This window comes from Gilliamella sp. LMG 34362 (assembly GCF_984569125.1).
Genome location: NZ_OZ474902.1, coordinates 853,681 through 868,868 on the forward strand (window position 1 = coordinate 853,681; position 15,188 = coordinate 868,868).

The 15,188-nt window shown below is 34.6% G+C and carries 16 protein-coding genes and 1 pseudogene; 15 read left to right on the plus strand and 2 right to left on the minus strand.

Going from position 1 to position 15,188, the window contains the following annotated elements; all coding sequences use genetic code 11:
- Positions 1–69: 69 nt before the first annotated feature.
- The 3 genes from AC5LWZ_RS04030 (at position 70) to mdtH (ending at position 2,996) form a co-directional block, all read left to right on the plus strand.
- Positions 70–1,215, plus strand: a complete 1,146-nt coding sequence (locus AC5LWZ_RS04030; RefSeq protein WP_198247943.1) for a porin — start codon at positions 70–72, stop codon at positions 1,213–1,215.
- 140 nt (positions 1,216–1,355) lie between these two features.
- Positions 1,356–1,814, plus strand: a complete 459-nt coding sequence (locus AC5LWZ_RS04035) for a methylglyoxal synthase (protein WP_086358663.1) — start codon at positions 1,356–1,358, stop codon at positions 1,812–1,814.
- Positions 1,815–2,996, plus strand: coding sequence for a multidrug efflux MFS transporter MdtH (gene mdtH / locus AC5LWZ_RS04040; RefSeq protein ID WP_493464009.1), 1,182 nt, complete (start codon positions 1,815–1,817; stop codon positions 2,994–2,996).
- A 6-nt stretch (positions 2,997–3,002) separates the two neighbouring features.
- Here the strand turns inward: mdtH and AC5LWZ_RS04045 are convergent, their stop codons facing one another.
- Positions 3,003–3,782, minus strand: a complete 780-nt coding sequence (locus AC5LWZ_RS04045) for a class II glutamine amidotransferase (RefSeq protein ID WP_086358665.1) — start codon at positions 3,780–3,782, stop codon at positions 3,003–3,005.
- Position 3,783: 1 nt separating this feature from the next.
- Positions 3,784–4,359, minus strand: a complete 576-nt coding sequence (gene lpcA, locus AC5LWZ_RS04050; protein ID WP_110448410.1) for a D-sedoheptulose 7-phosphate isomerase — start codon at positions 4,357–4,359, stop codon at positions 3,784–3,786.
- A 359-nt stretch (positions 4,360–4,718) separates the two neighbouring features.
- Between lpcA and ribH the strand changes: the two genes are divergently transcribed.
- The 12 genes and pseudogenes from ribH to gorA all read left to right on the plus strand — a co-directional run bounded on the left by ribH (position 4,719) and on the right by gorA (position 15,169).
- The gene (ribH, locus tag AC5LWZ_RS04055) at positions 4,719–5,189 is read left to right on the plus strand and encodes a 6,7-dimethyl-8-ribityllumazine synthase (RefSeq protein WP_065613982.1); all 471 of its coding nucleotides are present in this window, start codon (positions 4,719–4,721) and stop codon (positions 5,187–5,189) included.
- Positions 5,190–5,193: 4 nt separating this feature from the next.
- Positions 5,194–5,613 (plus strand): transcription antitermination factor NusB, encoded by a 420-nt coding sequence (nusB, locus tag AC5LWZ_RS04060; RefSeq protein ID WP_493464010.1) that lies wholly within the window; start codon positions 5,194–5,196, stop codon positions 5,611–5,613.
- A 21-nt stretch (positions 5,614–5,634) separates the two neighbouring features.
- Positions 5,635–6,675 (plus strand): TrmH family RNA methyltransferase, encoded by a 1,041-nt coding sequence (locus AC5LWZ_RS04065; RefSeq protein WP_493464011.1) that lies wholly within the window; start codon positions 5,635–5,637, stop codon positions 6,673–6,675.
- Between the two features lie 145 nt (positions 6,676–6,820).
- A complete protein-coding gene (gene nadR / locus AC5LWZ_RS04070; RefSeq protein ID WP_493464012.1) occupies positions 6,821–7,756 on the plus strand; it encodes a multifunctional transcriptional regulator/nicotinamide-nucleotide adenylyltransferase/ribosylnicotinamide kinase NadR in 936 nt (311 codons plus the stop codon).
- A gap of 62 nt (positions 7,757–7,818) precedes the next feature.
- Positions 7,819–8,595 carry a bifunctional demethylmenaquinone methyltransferase/2-methoxy-6-polyprenyl-1,4-benzoquinol methylase UbiE gene (gene ubiE / locus AC5LWZ_RS04075; RefSeq protein WP_493464013.1) on the plus strand — a complete coding sequence of 259 codons (777 nt, stop codon included), beginning with the start codon at positions 7,819–7,821 and terminating at the stop codon, positions 8,593–8,595.
- A 14-nt stretch (positions 8,596–8,609) separates the two neighbouring features.
- Positions 8,610–10,151, plus strand: a complete 1,542-nt coding sequence (gene ubiB, locus AC5LWZ_RS04080; protein WP_493464014.1) for a ubiquinone biosynthesis regulatory protein kinase UbiB — start codon at positions 8,610–8,612, stop codon at positions 10,149–10,151.
- Positions 10,152–10,225: 74 nt separating this feature from the next.
- Positions 10,226–10,438: a twin-arginine translocase TatA/TatE family subunit gene (tatA, locus tag AC5LWZ_RS04085; protein ID WP_493464015.1), complete on the plus strand. Its 213-nt coding sequence runs from the start codon at positions 10,226–10,228 to the stop codon at positions 10,436–10,438.
- A gap of 3 nt (positions 10,439–10,441) precedes the next feature.
- Positions 10,442–10,765: pseudogene (gene tatB / locus AC5LWZ_RS04090) on the plus strand (Sec-independent protein translocase protein TatB); the annotation flags it as partial.
- 14 nt (positions 10,766–10,779) lie between these two features.
- On the plus strand, positions 10,780–11,535 hold the full coding sequence (gene tatC, locus AC5LWZ_RS04095) for a twin-arginine translocase subunit TatC (protein ID WP_493464016.1): 756 nt from the start codon (positions 10,780–10,782) through the stop codon (positions 11,533–11,535).
- 53 nt (positions 11,536–11,588) lie between these two features.
- Complete coding sequence (gene hldE, locus AC5LWZ_RS04100) at positions 11,589–13,016, plus strand: bifunctional D-glycero-beta-D-manno-heptose-7-phosphate kinase/D-glycero-beta-D-manno-heptose 1-phosphate adenylyltransferase HldE (protein ID WP_198201211.1); 1,428 nt, start codon at positions 11,589–11,591, stop codon at positions 13,014–13,016.
- A 159-nt stretch (positions 13,017–13,175) separates the two neighbouring features.
- Entirely contained in the window at positions 13,176–13,652 is a 477-nt protein-coding gene (locus AC5LWZ_RS04105; RefSeq protein WP_110448403.1) for a hypothetical protein, read from the plus strand.
- Between the two features lie 164 nt (positions 13,653–13,816).
- Complete coding sequence (gene gorA / locus AC5LWZ_RS04110; RefSeq protein WP_493464017.1) at positions 13,817–15,169, plus strand: glutathione-disulfide reductase; 1,353 nt, start codon at positions 13,817–13,819, stop codon at positions 15,167–15,169.
- Positions 15,170–15,188 lie beyond the last annotated feature (19 nt).

A 15,188-nucleotide genomic window follows, 5' to 3' on the forward strand; every position in this document is an offset into this window, starting at 1 on the left:
AGCTATTTATTAAATCAAGAACAAAATATTTTGTATCTTTAATAATAAAATACCTAAGAGGGTAACTAAATGAAACGTAATCTATTAGCAATCGCTATTCCTGCTCTATTAGTTGCAGGTACAGCAAGCGCTTCAATTGAAGTGTGGAACAAAGATGGTAATAAAGTTGACTTTTATGGTCGAGTTTATGCCTTAAACTATATTACTGATCGTAATAATCAAACTGGTGAAGGTGACAAAACCACTGCTCGTTTAGGGATGTCAGGACAAACACAAATCACTGATGGTTTGAGTGGTTATGGTCGCTGGGAATATGAAGCTAAAACAGGAGCTGATGCTGATAACGAAACTCGTTATGCTTATGCAGGTCTAAATTTTGGTGATTTTGGTTCATTTGATTATGGCCGTAACGACGGTGTATTAAAAACCTTAACTTCATATACTGATGTTCTACCTGAGTTTGGTGGCGATGCATCAAATAATGATATCTATGCATTAACAGCAAGAACCAAAGCAGTGGCTACTTATCGTAACTCAGATTTCTTTGGTTTAGTTAACGGTTTACGTTTTGCTGTGCAATATGCCGATAATGGTGATAATAGTTCAACTAAATATCTAAATAATCACGACCGTACTGGCCATGATAGTGCTGAAGCTTGGGGTTCAGTAATTGATTGGGACGTGCTTGATACAGGTTTATCAATTGGTGCCGGCTATGCACAAACGGGTGGTCATAAAGATGCTAAAGCATGGTCAGCTGGTGTTAAATATGATAATGATAATCTATATTTAGCTGCGCTTTATATTCAAGGTAAACAAAAATACGGTTGGGAAAAAGCATCAACTACAGAAAACACCTCTGATTTGAAAACTAAAGGGTTTGAATTAGTTGCTCAATACGGTATTGACTTTGAAGTGGGTCGTTTAACTCCTTCTGTTGCTTATATTCAACATAAAGTACAAGATGCATCAAACTTCTCAAGAAGTGGTGATGCGGGTCTTAAAGGTAATGATTTAGCTAAATATGTCGATGTTGGTTTAACCTATGACTTTAATAAAAACTTATCAGCAATTGTTGATTATAAAATTAACTTGTTAGATAAAGATGATATTGGTGCTCGTCGAGGTTTATACGAAGATGGTACATTCACTAAATCACAAATTAAAGCAACAGCTAAAGATACTGTAGCATTAGGATTAATTTATCAATTCTAATTATCTTTATCTTTTTCTTAAGATTAAATAAAAGGCACTTAGGTGCCTTTTTTGTTATCTATTTTTCAATAAATACCGCTTGCGCTTTAATAATAAGTCTGATAAAAATAATGAAATAATAATCAATTAGGACTATATTGATGCAGTACATTACTCGAAAATTACCTGCAAAAAAAAATATTGCTTTAGTGGCACATGATCACTTAAAAGAAGCATTATTAAATTGGTGCAAAAAAAATCGACAAGAACTTTCGCATCACAACCTGTGTGGTACAGGAACAACCGGAACATTAATTAAGAAAGAAACGGGATTAACTATAACGCCTATGCTCAGTGGTCCAATGGGGGGGGATCAACAAATCGGAGCTTTAATTGCTGAAGGTAAAATTGATATTCTGATCTTTTTCTGGGATCCACTTAATGCTGTACCACATGATCCAGATGTAAAAGCTCTATTACGCTTATCAACAGTTTGGAATATTCCAGTAGCCACTAATCAAGCTACCGCTAACGCTTTAATACAATCCTCAATATTTACTCAAGAAGTGGAAATTGAAATTCCTGATTATCAAGGTTATTTAAACGAAAGAGTAAAATAGATGCCAATTCCTTCACAAGTTCGTAAAACAGGTCGATACATATTATTGTTAGATAATTTGTTTATTGTGTTGGGATTTTATGTAGTATTTCCATTGGTCTCTACTCACTTTGTTAGTCAAGTTGGGTGGAGTGCGTTATTTGTTGGTTTTGCTTTAGGTTTTCGTCAATTTGTTCAGCAAGGATTTGGTTTGATTGGTGGGGCAATCGCAGATCGCTTTGGTGCTAAACCAATGATAATAACTGGTATGTTTTTGCGATCAATTGGATTTATCTCAATGGCACTAGCAACAGAACATTGGTTATTATTAATATCTTGTTTACTTTCGGCATTGGGCGGTTTGCTATTTGATCCCCCTAGAATGGGATTAACTATCAAATTTACTCGTCCTCATGAACGAGGCAAGTTTATTTCTCTACTAATGATACAAGATAATGCAGGCGCAGTTATTGGCGCTCTTATCGGTGGCATTCTAATCGATTATGATTTTCAATTAGTGTGTTGGTGTGGCGCTTTTATCTTCTTCTTATGTGGTATCTTTAATCTGATGTACTTACCGGCCTATCATATCGCAATTGGTAAAGCTCCGATTATTAACGGAATGAAAATGGTTCTTAAAGATAGAAAATTTACTCATTATGTACTTACTTTAACCGGTTATTATGTGCTGTGGGTGCAAATCATGTTGATGTTACCTTTAACCATTACCAATGTGTCAGGTAGTCCTAGCTATGTAAAATGGATGTATGCTATCCAAGCAACAATATCGCTATGTTTGCTTTATCCTCTTGCTCGAATAAGTGAAAAATATTTTAGATTAGATCAACGTCTTAAATTTGGATTATTGTTGATGTCTTTTGCTTTTATTATTATTGGCTTTACATCACAATTATCGATTCTACTCTCTCTTATAGCATTGTTTTATTTTGGTGCGATTATTGCTGAACCAGCTAGAGAAACATTAGCAACTGTTTTAACAAACCCTAAAGCTAAAGGTAGCTATATGGGGTTTAGTCGGTTGGGATTGGCATTAGGTGGCTTTATTGGTTATACCGGTGCTGGTTGGCTTTATGATGTGGCCATCCAAATCGGTTTACCGCATTTACCATGGGTAATCTTAACTTTAGTCGGTCTATTAACTTTTGGATATTTAGAATATTTATTCAAAAACGAGCACCTATGACTAAGGTCAAGATGAGAAAGATTGGCTAATTTCGCCATTTTTAAATAAAATTGCTTCACCACTAGCTAATTTAGTCCATATTTCGTTCGAAGTTAACGGCATGGTTGAAATTATTGTTACAACATCATTTGGTGTCGTATGTTTTTGAAAATCTATCTCAACATCTTCGTCAATTAACTTGGCTTTTCCAAATGGTGCTTTTCGGGTGATCCAGTGTAGATTAGTTGAACAGTAGGCAAACACATATTCACCATCTGACAGTAGCATATTAAAAATACCTAATTGGGTTAATTTAATAGCACACTCTCTAATATATTCAAAAAGTTCAATATTATTGGTTGGTTGCTGTGGGTATTTTTTATGTAATTCATTTATTAAATAGCAAAAAGCATATTCACTATCAGTTAATCCAACCGGTTGAAATATTCCTGTATCTAATTTTTCATAATCAGTTAATTGTCCATTGTGTGCAAAAGTCCAATTTTTACCCCATAGTTCTCGAGTAAAAGGATGAGTGTTTTCTAGTGCAACACCACCGCGATTAGCTTGGCGAATATGAGCAATAACAGCAGTTGATTTTATTGGGTATTGTTGAACCAATTTAGCAATGGGTGAAAAACTACATGGTTGCGGATCTTTAAACGTTCGACATCCTTTACCTTCATAGAAGGTTATGCCCCAGCCATCTTTATGAGGACCTTTATCGCCCCCACGTTTGATTAAGCTGGTAAAACTAAAACAAATATCGGTCGGCACATTGGCACTCATACCCAATAATTCGCACATATTAAGCCATCTCTTTTTCAATAAGTAGAATCAAAATATGAATTACTTTGATATGGATTTCTTGAACACGATCTGCATAGCCAAAATGTGGTACGCGAATATCAACATCCGCTAATCCATTCATTTTCCCGCCATCTTTACCTGTCAGTGTGATAATTTTCATACCTTTTTGTTTAGCGGCTTCAATTGCTTTAAGTACATTAGCTGAATTCCCTGAAGTTGAAATGCCTAATAATACATCACCTTTTTGTCCAACGCCTTCAACGTAACGAGAAAATATGTAATCGAAACCATAATCATTGCCCACGCACGAGATGTGACTAACATCAGATATGGCAATGGCTGGATATGAAGGACGATTGTCACGGAAACGTCCGGTTAATTCTTCAGCAAAATGCATCGCATCACAATGCGATCCACCATTACCGCATGAAAGTACTTTTCCACCTTGTTTAAATGAGTCTGCAATTAAAACGGCGGCTTGCTGGATTTTTTTTAAATTTTCATCGTTTGCAACGAAATTGGCCAATACGTCAATTGCCTGATTTAATTCATCACGAATGGTGTTAATGTACATTAATAATACCTCTTTAATAAAAAGCTTTTCCATAACCATTGTAATTCGTTAATAACAGCTTGCAAGCAATAACAATAAATTTTTTATAATATGTAAAATATTTCAATTTTCTACAAACAAATAATAGGATAGTTATCTAAAAAATAATTATGGATAAATGCAAAAATAACCTTTGATAAATTAACTATTTTCATACAATAAATAGTTAATAACTATTTTAATTAAAGCTAGTATTAAAAAGATTAAATCCTCTTTTGCTAATAGGATAAGCCTTTAATTTGTGGTATAATTGCCTAATAATTTTTATCTCTAAAAGAGATTATAAAATTGCATCAAGAATCAATCGGTAAGGAATGAATATGCAAACAATTAAAGGTAAAGTTGCTGCACCTGAAGCCAAAGTAGCGATTATTGTGGCGCGTTTTAACCAATTTATTAATGAAAGTTTAGTTAATGGTGCCGTAGATGCACTTACTCGTATCGGTGAAGTAGACGATAACAATATTACCGTTATTTGGGTGCCGGGCGCTTATGAAATTCCTTTAGCAGCTAAAGTTGCTGCACAGTCAAAAAAATATGATGCAATTGTTGCATTGGGTACGGTTATCCGTGGTAGTACCGCTCATTTTGATTTTGTCGCTGGCGAATCAAGTTCAGGGCTATTAAATGCGAGTTTAGACTTTTCGATACCAGTTGGTTTTGGTATTTTAACAACTGAAAGTATCGAACAAGCCATTGAACGAGCAGGAACTAAAGCGGGCAATAAAGGTGCTGAAGCGGCACTAACCGCACTTGAAATGTTAAATGTGATTAAAACAATTAAGGAGTAATTTAGTGGCGTTAGTTAATCCTCGTCGTCGAGCAAGAGAGTGTGCAGTTCAAGCTATTTACTCTTGGCAAATTTCTAGAAATGATCTTGCTGATGTTGAGAGCAGCTTCATGGCTGAACAAGGTATGAAAGGTGTCGACACCAAATATTTTAGAGAATTACTGCATGGTGTTGCCAAAAATACCACAGAATTAGATGAGAAGATGACCCCTTATTTAACAGAAAGAACTGTTGAAGAGCTAGGTCAAATTGAATTAGCCGTATTAAGAATTGCTATATATGAATTAATGAAGCGACATGATGTCCCTTATAAAGTTGTTATCAATGAAGCTATCGATCTTACTAAAACCTTTGGCGCAGAAGATAGCCATAAATTTGTTAATGGTGTATTAGATAAAGTTGCACCAACCATTCGTACACGATAACTGTCTTTAATTGGGAATAATATGAACGATACTAGTGAAAAAAGTAAGCCCACTATTTTTTATGCTAAAAATAGCGAAGCAAGAGTAAAAAACCGTTCAGCCAAAGAACGTGGTGATTATAAAAATAAACGTAATAATGATGGTTTTCAGTCTAATTCGAAAGCAAAACATGACCGGATCGAAACCTTTAAACCAAAAAAATTTAATAAAACGGTAAAACAAGCTAAAGCACAGTTTGATTTAGCAGATGAGCATGATTCCCCATGGCAAAAAAAAGTTCGAGATAATGAACAAGTACCAACATTCGGTTATGATGGCTACCGTCAAAAAAAGGAAGAGACATTAGTTTACAGCGAAAATAGTTGTAAAGCGGTATTTAAGCACCGACGTTTGGCTATTGTTAAATTATTTATTACCCAAGAAATGACTTATCAATTTAAAGAATTAATTAATTGGTTAGTCAAACAACGTCTTGGTTATGATGTTGTTTCAACAGAGCAAATTACTAAAATCACACAAACTCCACATCATGGTGGTGTTTGTTTAATTGTTAAAAAACGCATTCCACTCACTTTGCTTGATTATTTAGATGAATATGATGATCAGGTTCAGAATTGCATTATTGCTGTTGATGATGTGAATAATCCGCATAACTTAGGTGGGTTGATGCGTAGTGCAGCTTTTTTTGGCGTTAATGGCGTAATTTTACGGCAAACAAACTTACTCGATAGTGGTGCCGCAATGCGTGTTGCTGAAGGTGGCATTGAAGCAATTGAATCTATTAAAAGTGATGATTTTATAGCATCTATTGATCTGTTAAAACAACATGGTTATCAAGTTATTGCGTTATTACCATGTCAATTAAAATCGATTTCATCAACAGAGTTATCACAACTCAAATTTACCAAGAAAATTGCCTTAGTCATATTTCAACAAATTAATAACAAATTAATTAACTGTGCTGATAACATTGTCCATTTGCAAGGCAATGATAATATGTCGGCTTTAAATATTTCTGTAGCAACAGGGATTGTGTTATCGGCTATAAAATATCAATCTTAATTGGTATGATTCTAACAATTGATGAATTTAATTGATGAAGTTAACACTTTTGTAATTTTATCATATTAAATAGCATCAATTGGTTAGAAAATGGTTGTTTTTTCTGTACATTAGTATCCAGTTTTGAAATTGATTGGTAATGATTATGTCATCTAAACATCGAGTTGGTTTAATTTTTGGTAAGTTCTATCCGTTACATAGTGGTCATATTTATCTTATTGAAAAAGCATTGACCCAAGTTGATGAACTGCATGTCATGTTGGGGTGTGAAGCAATACGTGATAAACAACTGTTTGAAAAAAGTCGCCTGCCTAGACAGCCTCAAGTAAGTGATCGCTTCTCATGGTTAAAAGAAACCTTTAAAGATAGACATAATATTCACATTCATATCGCTGATGAAGCTGGTATTAACTATTATCCCAATGGTTGGCAAGATTGGAGTGATAGTATAAAACGTATTTTATTGGAACATAAAATCGAACCTACGGTGGTGTTTACTAGTGAATCTCAAGATGTAAAACAGCATGAACGCTATTTTGGTTGCCCTGTAGTTATTGTTGATGCTGATCGTGATTTTGTTAACATTAGTGCGACACAAATTCGAGAAAACCCTTATCAAAACTGGTCTTATATTGCTAAGGCAGCGAAACCTTTTTTTGTTAAAAAAGTAGCGATTATAGGACATGATAAATTTAATGAATTGCCGATACAATTAGCTAATATTTATAACACACAATATGTTTCAAATGGTTATATTAACTATATTAAACGAGAAATATCTACAGCTGAAAATAAACGTTATTTGAGTGAAAATGATTATCTTAGGATAGCCATGTTGCAAGTAGAACGTATGTCCAAAGCTGTTGAAGATGCTAATAAATTAATCTTTACATCGATTGATTTTGATACATTGGCTAATTACTATAATCAAATTTTTGCTAAATCTAATGAAGTATTAAATGGTTTAAAAAATAGTTATCAGTTTGATCTGGTCATTCACGAAAATGACTTGCCAGCAAACTCCACACCATTACAACATTTCGAAATTGTTTCTCAAATGGTTGAATCGTTATTAATTTAGTCCATCACATTTAGGTTAGCTTATGCTAAAATAAGCTAACTATTTATGATAGGTAAATTTTTATGTCTCACTCATCTTCACAGCAAAATGATGAAAATCAAGATAAAATTGATTTTGGTTACACTCAAGTTTTAAAGCAAGATAAAGTAAAACGGGTAGCAGAAGTTTTTCATTCTGTTGCTGATAAATATGATGTTATGAATGACCTTATGTCATTTGGTATTCATCGTATCTGGAAAAAAATCACTATTGAGTATAGTAGTGTTCGTAAAGGTCAAAAAGTTTTGGATCTTGCCGGTGGTACTGGCGATTTGACGGCTAAATTCTCACAAATTGTCGGTGATGATGGCTTAGTTGTATTAGCTGATATCAATGAATCTATGCTAAAAGTTGGTAGAGATAAGCTTCGAGACAAAGGTCTATTTAATAATATTGAATATGTACAAGCTAATGCAGAAGAACTGCCATTTGCTGATAACTATTTCGATTGTATTACTATCTCATTTGGTTTACGCAATGTCACTGATAAGCAAAAAGCATTGCAATCTATGTGGAGAGTGTTAAAACCTGGTGGACGCTTATTAATACTTGAGTTTTCTAAACCGCAATACCAGATTTTAAATAAAGCTTATGACCTATACTCATTTACTATGTTACCGTTGATGGGCAAAATTGTCGCGAATGATGCTGATAGTTACCGATATTTAGCTGAATCTATCAGAATGCATCCAGATCAAAAAACCTTAAAAAAAATGATGGAGGATGCTGGATTTGTCGATGTGAAATATCACAATATGACAGGTGGCATTGTGGCTTTACATACTGGTTTTAAATTTTAATGTGATAAAAAAGAATGACATTTCTTCGAATTTATAAAATCTTAACGGTATTTCGAGCTTATCGATTAAATGAACTATTACCAAAACATCGAACCTCAACATGGTTTAAATTGTTGTTGATTAGTCTATTTTGGGTTAGATCTAAAGCAAAAAAACAAGATGTTGGTGAAAGATTGCGTCTAGCCTTACAAGAGTTAGGTCCGGTTTGGATAAAGTTTGGACAAATGGTGTCAACAAGGCGAGATGTATTACCGAAATATCTCGCTGATGCATTAGCCAAATTACAAGATCAAGTAGCTCCTTTTGATGGACATATTGCCAGACAAATTATTGAATCAGCTCTTGGTTGTTCTATAGATGATTATTTTACCGATTTTGAGGAAAAACCATTAGCTTCTGCTTCTATTGCTCAGGTGCATACTGCAACTTTAAAAAGCAGCCACGCCCAAGTTGTGATTAAAGTCTTACGCCCGAATATTTTACCTATAATTAAATCCGATATTCGCTTGATGTATTGGGCTGCTAATCAATTTACTAAACGGATTAAATTTGGTGAAAAGTTACGTGCGGTTGAAATTGTTAGTGATTATGAAAATACACTTTTGAAAGAGCTTGATCTACAAAAAGAAGCTTATAATACTGCTCGTTTACGGGATAATTTCATAAATAGTGAGATTTTGTATATTCCTTATGTTTATCAAGATCTTTGTCGAACAAATATTTTAGTAGAAGAACGAATTTATGGTACACCAATAGCTAATATTGATGAACTTAAACGAAATAGTGTCAATATGAAATTGCTCGCCGAACGTGGTGTTCAAGCTTTCTTTACACAGGTGTTTCGGGATAATTTTTTCCATGCTGATATGCATCCAGGTAATATCTTTGTTGATATTTCTGAACCGCAAAATCCCCGTTATATTGGCATAGACTGTGCAATTGTTGGTGTACTAACTGAAGATGATCAGCGTTATTTAGCTGAAAATTTTCTCGCCTTTTTCAATCAAGATTATCGACGAATTGCACAAATTTATATTGCTTCTGGTTGGGTGCCAGAAACAACGGATGCAACGGCATTAGAAATGGCTATGCGTAGTGTGTGTGAACCTGCATTTGCCAAACCATTAGGTGAAATTTCATTTTCTCAAATTTTATTAGCTTTATTTCAAGTTGCTCGTCAATTTGAAATGGATATTCAGCCGCAATTAACATTACTTGAAAAAACCTTATTTTATATAGAAGGATTAGGACGTCAGCTATATCCAGAACTCGACTTATGGCAAACGGCTAAGCCATTTCTTGAAAAATGGTATGAAGATAAGTACAGTGTTAAAACGTTATTTCAGCAAGTATGGTCCTCGTTACCAGAATGGAAAAACATCCTAGTTGATCTGCCAGTAAGATTAGGTGATCAGGCTCGTATGACTAAACAGATGCGTAACCAATTAAAACAAATTAATCAAGAATTACAACGAAGCCAAAAACGCTATCGTTGGTCGTTGGCCATTCTTAGTCTAGTTTGTGTTTTATCTATTGTAACGCTGCTAGTACATTGAAATAGTTATTTTTGGGAATATCACCATTTAAGTGTATAATTTGACTACCTAACGCTATTGGAGATAGTTATCATATGCCTAGTTTGCCCAAACTACTGATATTTGTTGCTGTTATCGTACTATTATTCGGAACAAAAAAATTGCGTTCATTGGGCTCTGATGTTGGGGCTTCAATTAAAGGTTTTAAAAAAGCCATGAATGACGATGATGACAAAAAAGAGACTGATGATTCACAAAAAGTTGAACATCTTGACTCCTCGGCTAATAACCACGCCGATAAAGAGTAACCTGTGTTCGATATTAGCTTTGGTCAGCTACTATTAGTATTAATTATTGGACTGGTTGTATTAGGACCGGAACGTTTGCCTATTGCGATTAAAACTGTTGCCGGATGGATTAAAGTACTCCGTCGCATGTCAGCAACTGTCCAGTTAGAATTGAATAAAGAACTCAAACTGCAGGAATTACAAGATAGCTTAAAAAAAGCCGAACAAAGTGGTTTGAATTCTCTTACCCCAGAATTGCAAGCATCAATTGATGAATTAAAACGGGTAACCGAATCACTGCAAAATGAGATTAATTCAGTCAGTCAAATCGATACAACAATTCATTCAGATAAAGATAAATTATGACAGACGACGCAACTCAACCACTTATTGGACATTTGGTCGAACTTAGAACAAGACTTTTACGCTGTATCATTTGTATATTACTAGTATTAGCATGTTTGCTTTATTTCTCAAATGATATCTATCATATTGTTGCTAATCCGCTTATCAGTCAATTACCTAAAGGTAGCAGTATGATTGCCACCGATATTGCCGCCCCTTTTTTTACACCAATTAAACTGACGGCCGTTGTTGCAATATTTATTTCTATTCCTTATCTTTTATATCAAGTTTGGGGATTTATTGCTCCGGCTCTATATCAACATGAAAAACGGCTGATTATGCCATTAATTGTTTCTAGTACGGTACTTTTTTATATCGGTATTGCGTTTGCATATTTTGCTGTATTTCCTTTGGCATTTTATTTCTTTATCCATACAGCACCTGTTGATGTCGCGATAAATACTGATATTACAAAATATCTTGATTTTGTCATGACACTATTTATTGTATTTGGTTTTGCATTCGAAGTGCCTGTGGCGATTATTTTGCTTTGTTGGACTGGCGTTACTACTCCTAAAAATTTACGTAAAAAAAGACCTTATATTATTGTCAGTGTGTTTGCTGTAGCGATGTTTGTAACACCACCGGATGTATTTTCTCAAATTTTATTAGCTGTACCTATCTGTTTATTATTTGAAATTGGGACATTTTTTGCCCGTTTCTATCAACCCAGAAAAAAAATCCAACCAGAAGATGAATCTGTTGGGAATTAATAATAAATTGATAAGTGATTTACTGAATAACAAGTAAAGGATATATAACCATAATGAAAACTTCACTTCCTGAGTTTAATCAAGCAAAAGTTCTGGTAGTTGGCGATATTATGTTAGATCGCTATTGGTATGGTGGTACTAACCGTATATCACCAGAAGCACCAGTGCCAATTGTTAAAGTTGATGCTCTAGAAGAACGCGCTGGTGGTGCAGCCAATGTCGCTATGAATATAACCTCTTTAGGGGGGGGCGCAAGATTAATTGGTTTTACCGGTATTGATGAACCAGCCAAAGTACTTGATGAACAACTGACTAAACGTAATGTCCATTGTGATTTTGTATCAGTCTCAACTCATCCAACAATTACCAAATTAAGAGTTTTATCTAGAAATCAACAACTCATTAGAATTGATTTTGAAGAAGGTTTTAATAATGTTGATCATACACCTATTTTAGAACGTATTGAAAGTGCACTTTCAACCTCTAAAGTATTAGTACTATCTGACTATGCCAAAGGTGCTTTAACTGCTGTACAAGCAATGGTTAAACAAGCTCAAAAAGCAAATGTCCCAATATTGGTTGATCCGAAAGGTACTGATTTTGAGCGTTACCGTGGGGTAACATTATTAACGCCAAATATGTCTGAATTTGAAGCAGTTGTTGGTGTTTGCAAAACAGAGCAAGAAATTATCGAAAAGGGCTATCAACTGATTAAACAATACGATTTCAAAGCACTGCTTGTCACTCGTAGTGAAAAAGGGATGACGTTAATACAGTTAGATAAACCTGTTTATCATCTACCTACGCAAGCCAAAGAGGTATTTGATGTTACTGGTGCTGGTGATACAGTAATAGCGACTTTAGCGGCTTCATTAGCCGCAGGACAATCTCTTGAAGAAAGCTGTTTTTTAGCTAATGCAGCGGCAGGTGTTGTGGTTGGTAAGTTAGGGACATCTACGGTATCTCAAGTTGAATTAAGTAACGCTATCCGTGCTCGTGCTGATGATGGTTTCGGTGTGATGACAGAAGACACACTAAAAGAAGAAATTCGCAAAGCGCGTCTTCGTGGTGAAAAAATTGTCATGACTAATGGTTGTTTTGATATTTTACATGCCGGGCATGTCTCTTATCTTGCCAATGCTCGTAAACTTGGCGATCGTTTGATTGTGGCGGTAAATAGCGATGCTTCGGTAAAACAGCTTAAAGGACCATCACGTCCGATCAATCCATTAATGCAAAGAATGATTGTTTTAGGTGCGCTTGATTCTGTTGATTGGGTTGTTCCTTTTGAGGAAGAGACACCGCAACGATTAATTGCTAGCATATTACCAGATGTACTAGTTAAAGGTGGCGATTATAAACCAGAAGATATCGCTGGTGGCAAAGAGGTTATTGAAGCTGGTGGTGAGGTTAAAGTACTGAATTTTGAAGATGGTTGTTCAACCACGAATATTATTGATAGGATTAAACAACAAGAATAATGTATTTCGGTAATTGGCTATTTAATTGGGTAGCCAATTACTCAAATATACAATAATTGGTGTTCAAATTTTTCATTATTTGATATTTAATTCACTCAAATAAATAGTTATTTGAGTTTTGAAAAATAAAATCTTAAATAATTAATAAGGAATAGGATAATGAAAACAAAAGTGACTTTATTGTTAATGGGCTTTCTGATTGTCGCTTGTCACCGAGTACCGCAACACAAATATCGTTATGAAGCAAATATCAATGATCCTCAACTTGTTTTCACTACAGAAACTGATTATCCAACCTATTTTTCGTTAAATATTTATGATGGTAAAAGTAACACATGTTCTAATTATCAGAGTCTTGGCTATGTTTTTCGCCATAAAATTGTACCATTTAATATTTATCCTAAATATGTTCCTTCGGTAGAAGTGAAAACTCCTAGTAATCAAATCGTTACTGTTATTGGCAAATCAAGAGATGATAAATTCGTCTGTACAACAAAATATCAGCAGTTCACTCCAGAATTGGGGAAAATATATAGTATTCTTTACAAACTTGAAAATAATAAATGTTATCTTGAGATTAGCGAAAAATTGAATTCTAAACCGGTTAATTCTCAGGCTTTAAATAGATGTTTTTAGTAAGTCAGAAACTATTAAAAAAATCATTAATACGATTATATTAATGAATAAGACCAATCAATAGTTAATAACTATCATTAAATTTCATATTTAATACTTTTTTTATTGTCCGCTTTGTGCAAAGCTATTAATCATTATTTGCTAATTTATTTAAAGGATTTTTTATGACTAAACATTATGACTATATTGCTATCGGTGGTGGTAGTGGTGGTATCGCCTCTATTAATCGTGCTGCATCATATGGTAAAAAATGTGCAATTATTGAAGCTAAGTTACTTGGTGGAACTTGCGTAAATGTTGGCTGTGTACCGAAAAAAATTATGTGGTATGGTGCACAAATTGCTGAAGCAATTAACCATTATGGCCCTGATTATGGATTTGATACCACTATTAACCATTTTGATTGGGACAAACTTATTGCAAGTCGAACTGCTTATATTGATCGTGTCCATCAATCTTATGATCGTGTTTTAAACAATAATAATGTCGATGTGATCCATGGTTATGGCAAATTTGTTGATGCAAAAACGATTGAAGTTAATGGCGAACATTATAGTGCCGATCATATACTTATTGCTGTAGGTGGAAAGCCAACGATTCCAAATATACCTGGAGCGCAATATGGTATCACTTCTGATGGATTTTTTGAGTTAAAAGCACTTCCTAAACGAGTAGCAGTAGTTGGGGCTGGTTATATAGCTTGTGAAATAGCCAGCGTGTTACATTCACTTGGCGCAGAAACACATCAATTTGTTCGCCAAGGTACACCTTTACGTGCTTTCGATCCACTTATTGTGGAAACATTAATGGAAGTGATAACTAATGAAGGTCAACATTTGCACACTTTTGCAATCCCTTCTTCTGTTACTAAAAATGATGATAAATCATTGACGTTAACATTAGAAAATGGTGAGAGTTATACAGTTGATTGCTTAATATGGGCAATCGGTCGTGAACCAGCAACCAAAGAAATGAATTTATCTGCTGCCGGTATTAACGTTGATAACAGTGGATTTATTATTGTGGATGAGTTTCAAAATACTAATGTTGCCGGCATTTATTCGGTCGGGGATGATACAGGCGCCGCTGCATTAACCCCTGTTGCGGTGGCTGCCGGTCGCCGTTTATCGGAACGACTATTTAACAATAAACCAAATGAACATCTAGATTATTCTAATATTCCAACAGTGGTGTTTACTCATCCACCGATTGGTACGGTTGGTTTAAGTGAACCGCAAGCTATATTGCAATATGGCCCAGAAAACGTCAAAGTTTATAAATCTACTTTTACTGCTATGTATACCGCGGTTACATCGCATCGACAACCTTGCCGAATGAAATTAGTCTGTGTTGGCGAGCAAGAAAAAATTGTTGGTATTCATGGCATTGGTTATGGTATGGACGAAATATTACAAGGGTTTGCTGTAGCATTGAAAATGGGAGCAACCAAAAAAGACTTTGATAATACTATTGCCATTCATCCAACTGCAGCGGAAGAATTTGTTACAATGCGTTAATATTTATCATTTATCTTAC

Bases quoted from the DNA above. Each gene is read 5' to 3' on its own strand.
- lpcA (WP_110448410.1), bottom strand. From the start codon at position 4,359: ATGTACATTAACACCATTCGTGATGAATTAAATCAGGCAATTGACGTA.
- AC5LWZ_RS04045 (WP_086358665.1), bottom strand. From the start codon at position 3,782: ATGTGCGAATTATTGGGTATGAGTGCCAATGTGCCGACCGATATTTGT.
- tatC (WP_493464016.1), top strand. From the start codon at position 10,780: ATGACAGACGACGCAACTCAACCACTTATTGGACATTTGGTCGAACTT.
- ubiE (WP_493464013.1), top strand. From the start codon at position 7,819: ATGTCTCACTCATCTTCACAGCAAAATGATGAAAATCAAGATAAAATT.
- ubiB (WP_493464014.1), top strand. From the start codon at position 8,610: ATGACATTTCTTCGAATTTATAAAATCTTAACGGTATTTCGAGCTTAT.
- mdtH (WP_493464009.1), top strand. From the start codon at position 1,815: ATGCCAATTCCTTCACAAGTTCGTAAAACAGGTCGATACATATTATTG.
- AC5LWZ_RS04065 (WP_493464011.1), top strand. From the start codon at position 5,635: ATGAACGATACTAGTGAAAAAAGTAAGCCCACTATTTTTTATGCTAAA.
- tatA (WP_493464015.1), top strand. From the start codon at position 10,226: ATGCCTAGTTTGCCCAAACTACTGATATTTGTTGCTGTTATCGTACTA.
- gorA (WP_493464017.1), top strand. From the start codon at position 13,817: ATGACTAAACATTATGACTATATTGCTATCGGTGGTGGTAGTGGTGGT.
- ribH (WP_065613982.1), top strand. From the start codon at position 4,719: ATGCAAACAATTAAAGGTAAAGTTGCTGCACCTGAAGCCAAAGTAGCG.
- nadR (WP_493464012.1), top strand. From the start codon at position 6,821: ATGTCATCTAAACATCGAGTTGGTTTAATTTTTGGTAAGTTCTATCCG.
- AC5LWZ_RS04105 (WP_110448403.1), top strand. From the start codon at position 13,176: ATGAAAACAAAAGTGACTTTATTGTTAATGGGCTTTCTGATTGTCGCT.
- AC5LWZ_RS04030 (WP_198247943.1), top strand. From the start codon at position 70: ATGAAACGTAATCTATTAGCAATCGCTATTCCTGCTCTATTAGTTGCA.
- AC5LWZ_RS04035 (WP_086358663.1), top strand. From the start codon at position 1,356: ATGCAGTACATTACTCGAAAATTACCTGCAAAAAAAAATATTGCTTTA.
- hldE (WP_198201211.1), top strand. From the start codon at position 11,589: ATGAAAACTTCACTTCCTGAGTTTAATCAAGCAAAAGTTCTGGTAGTT.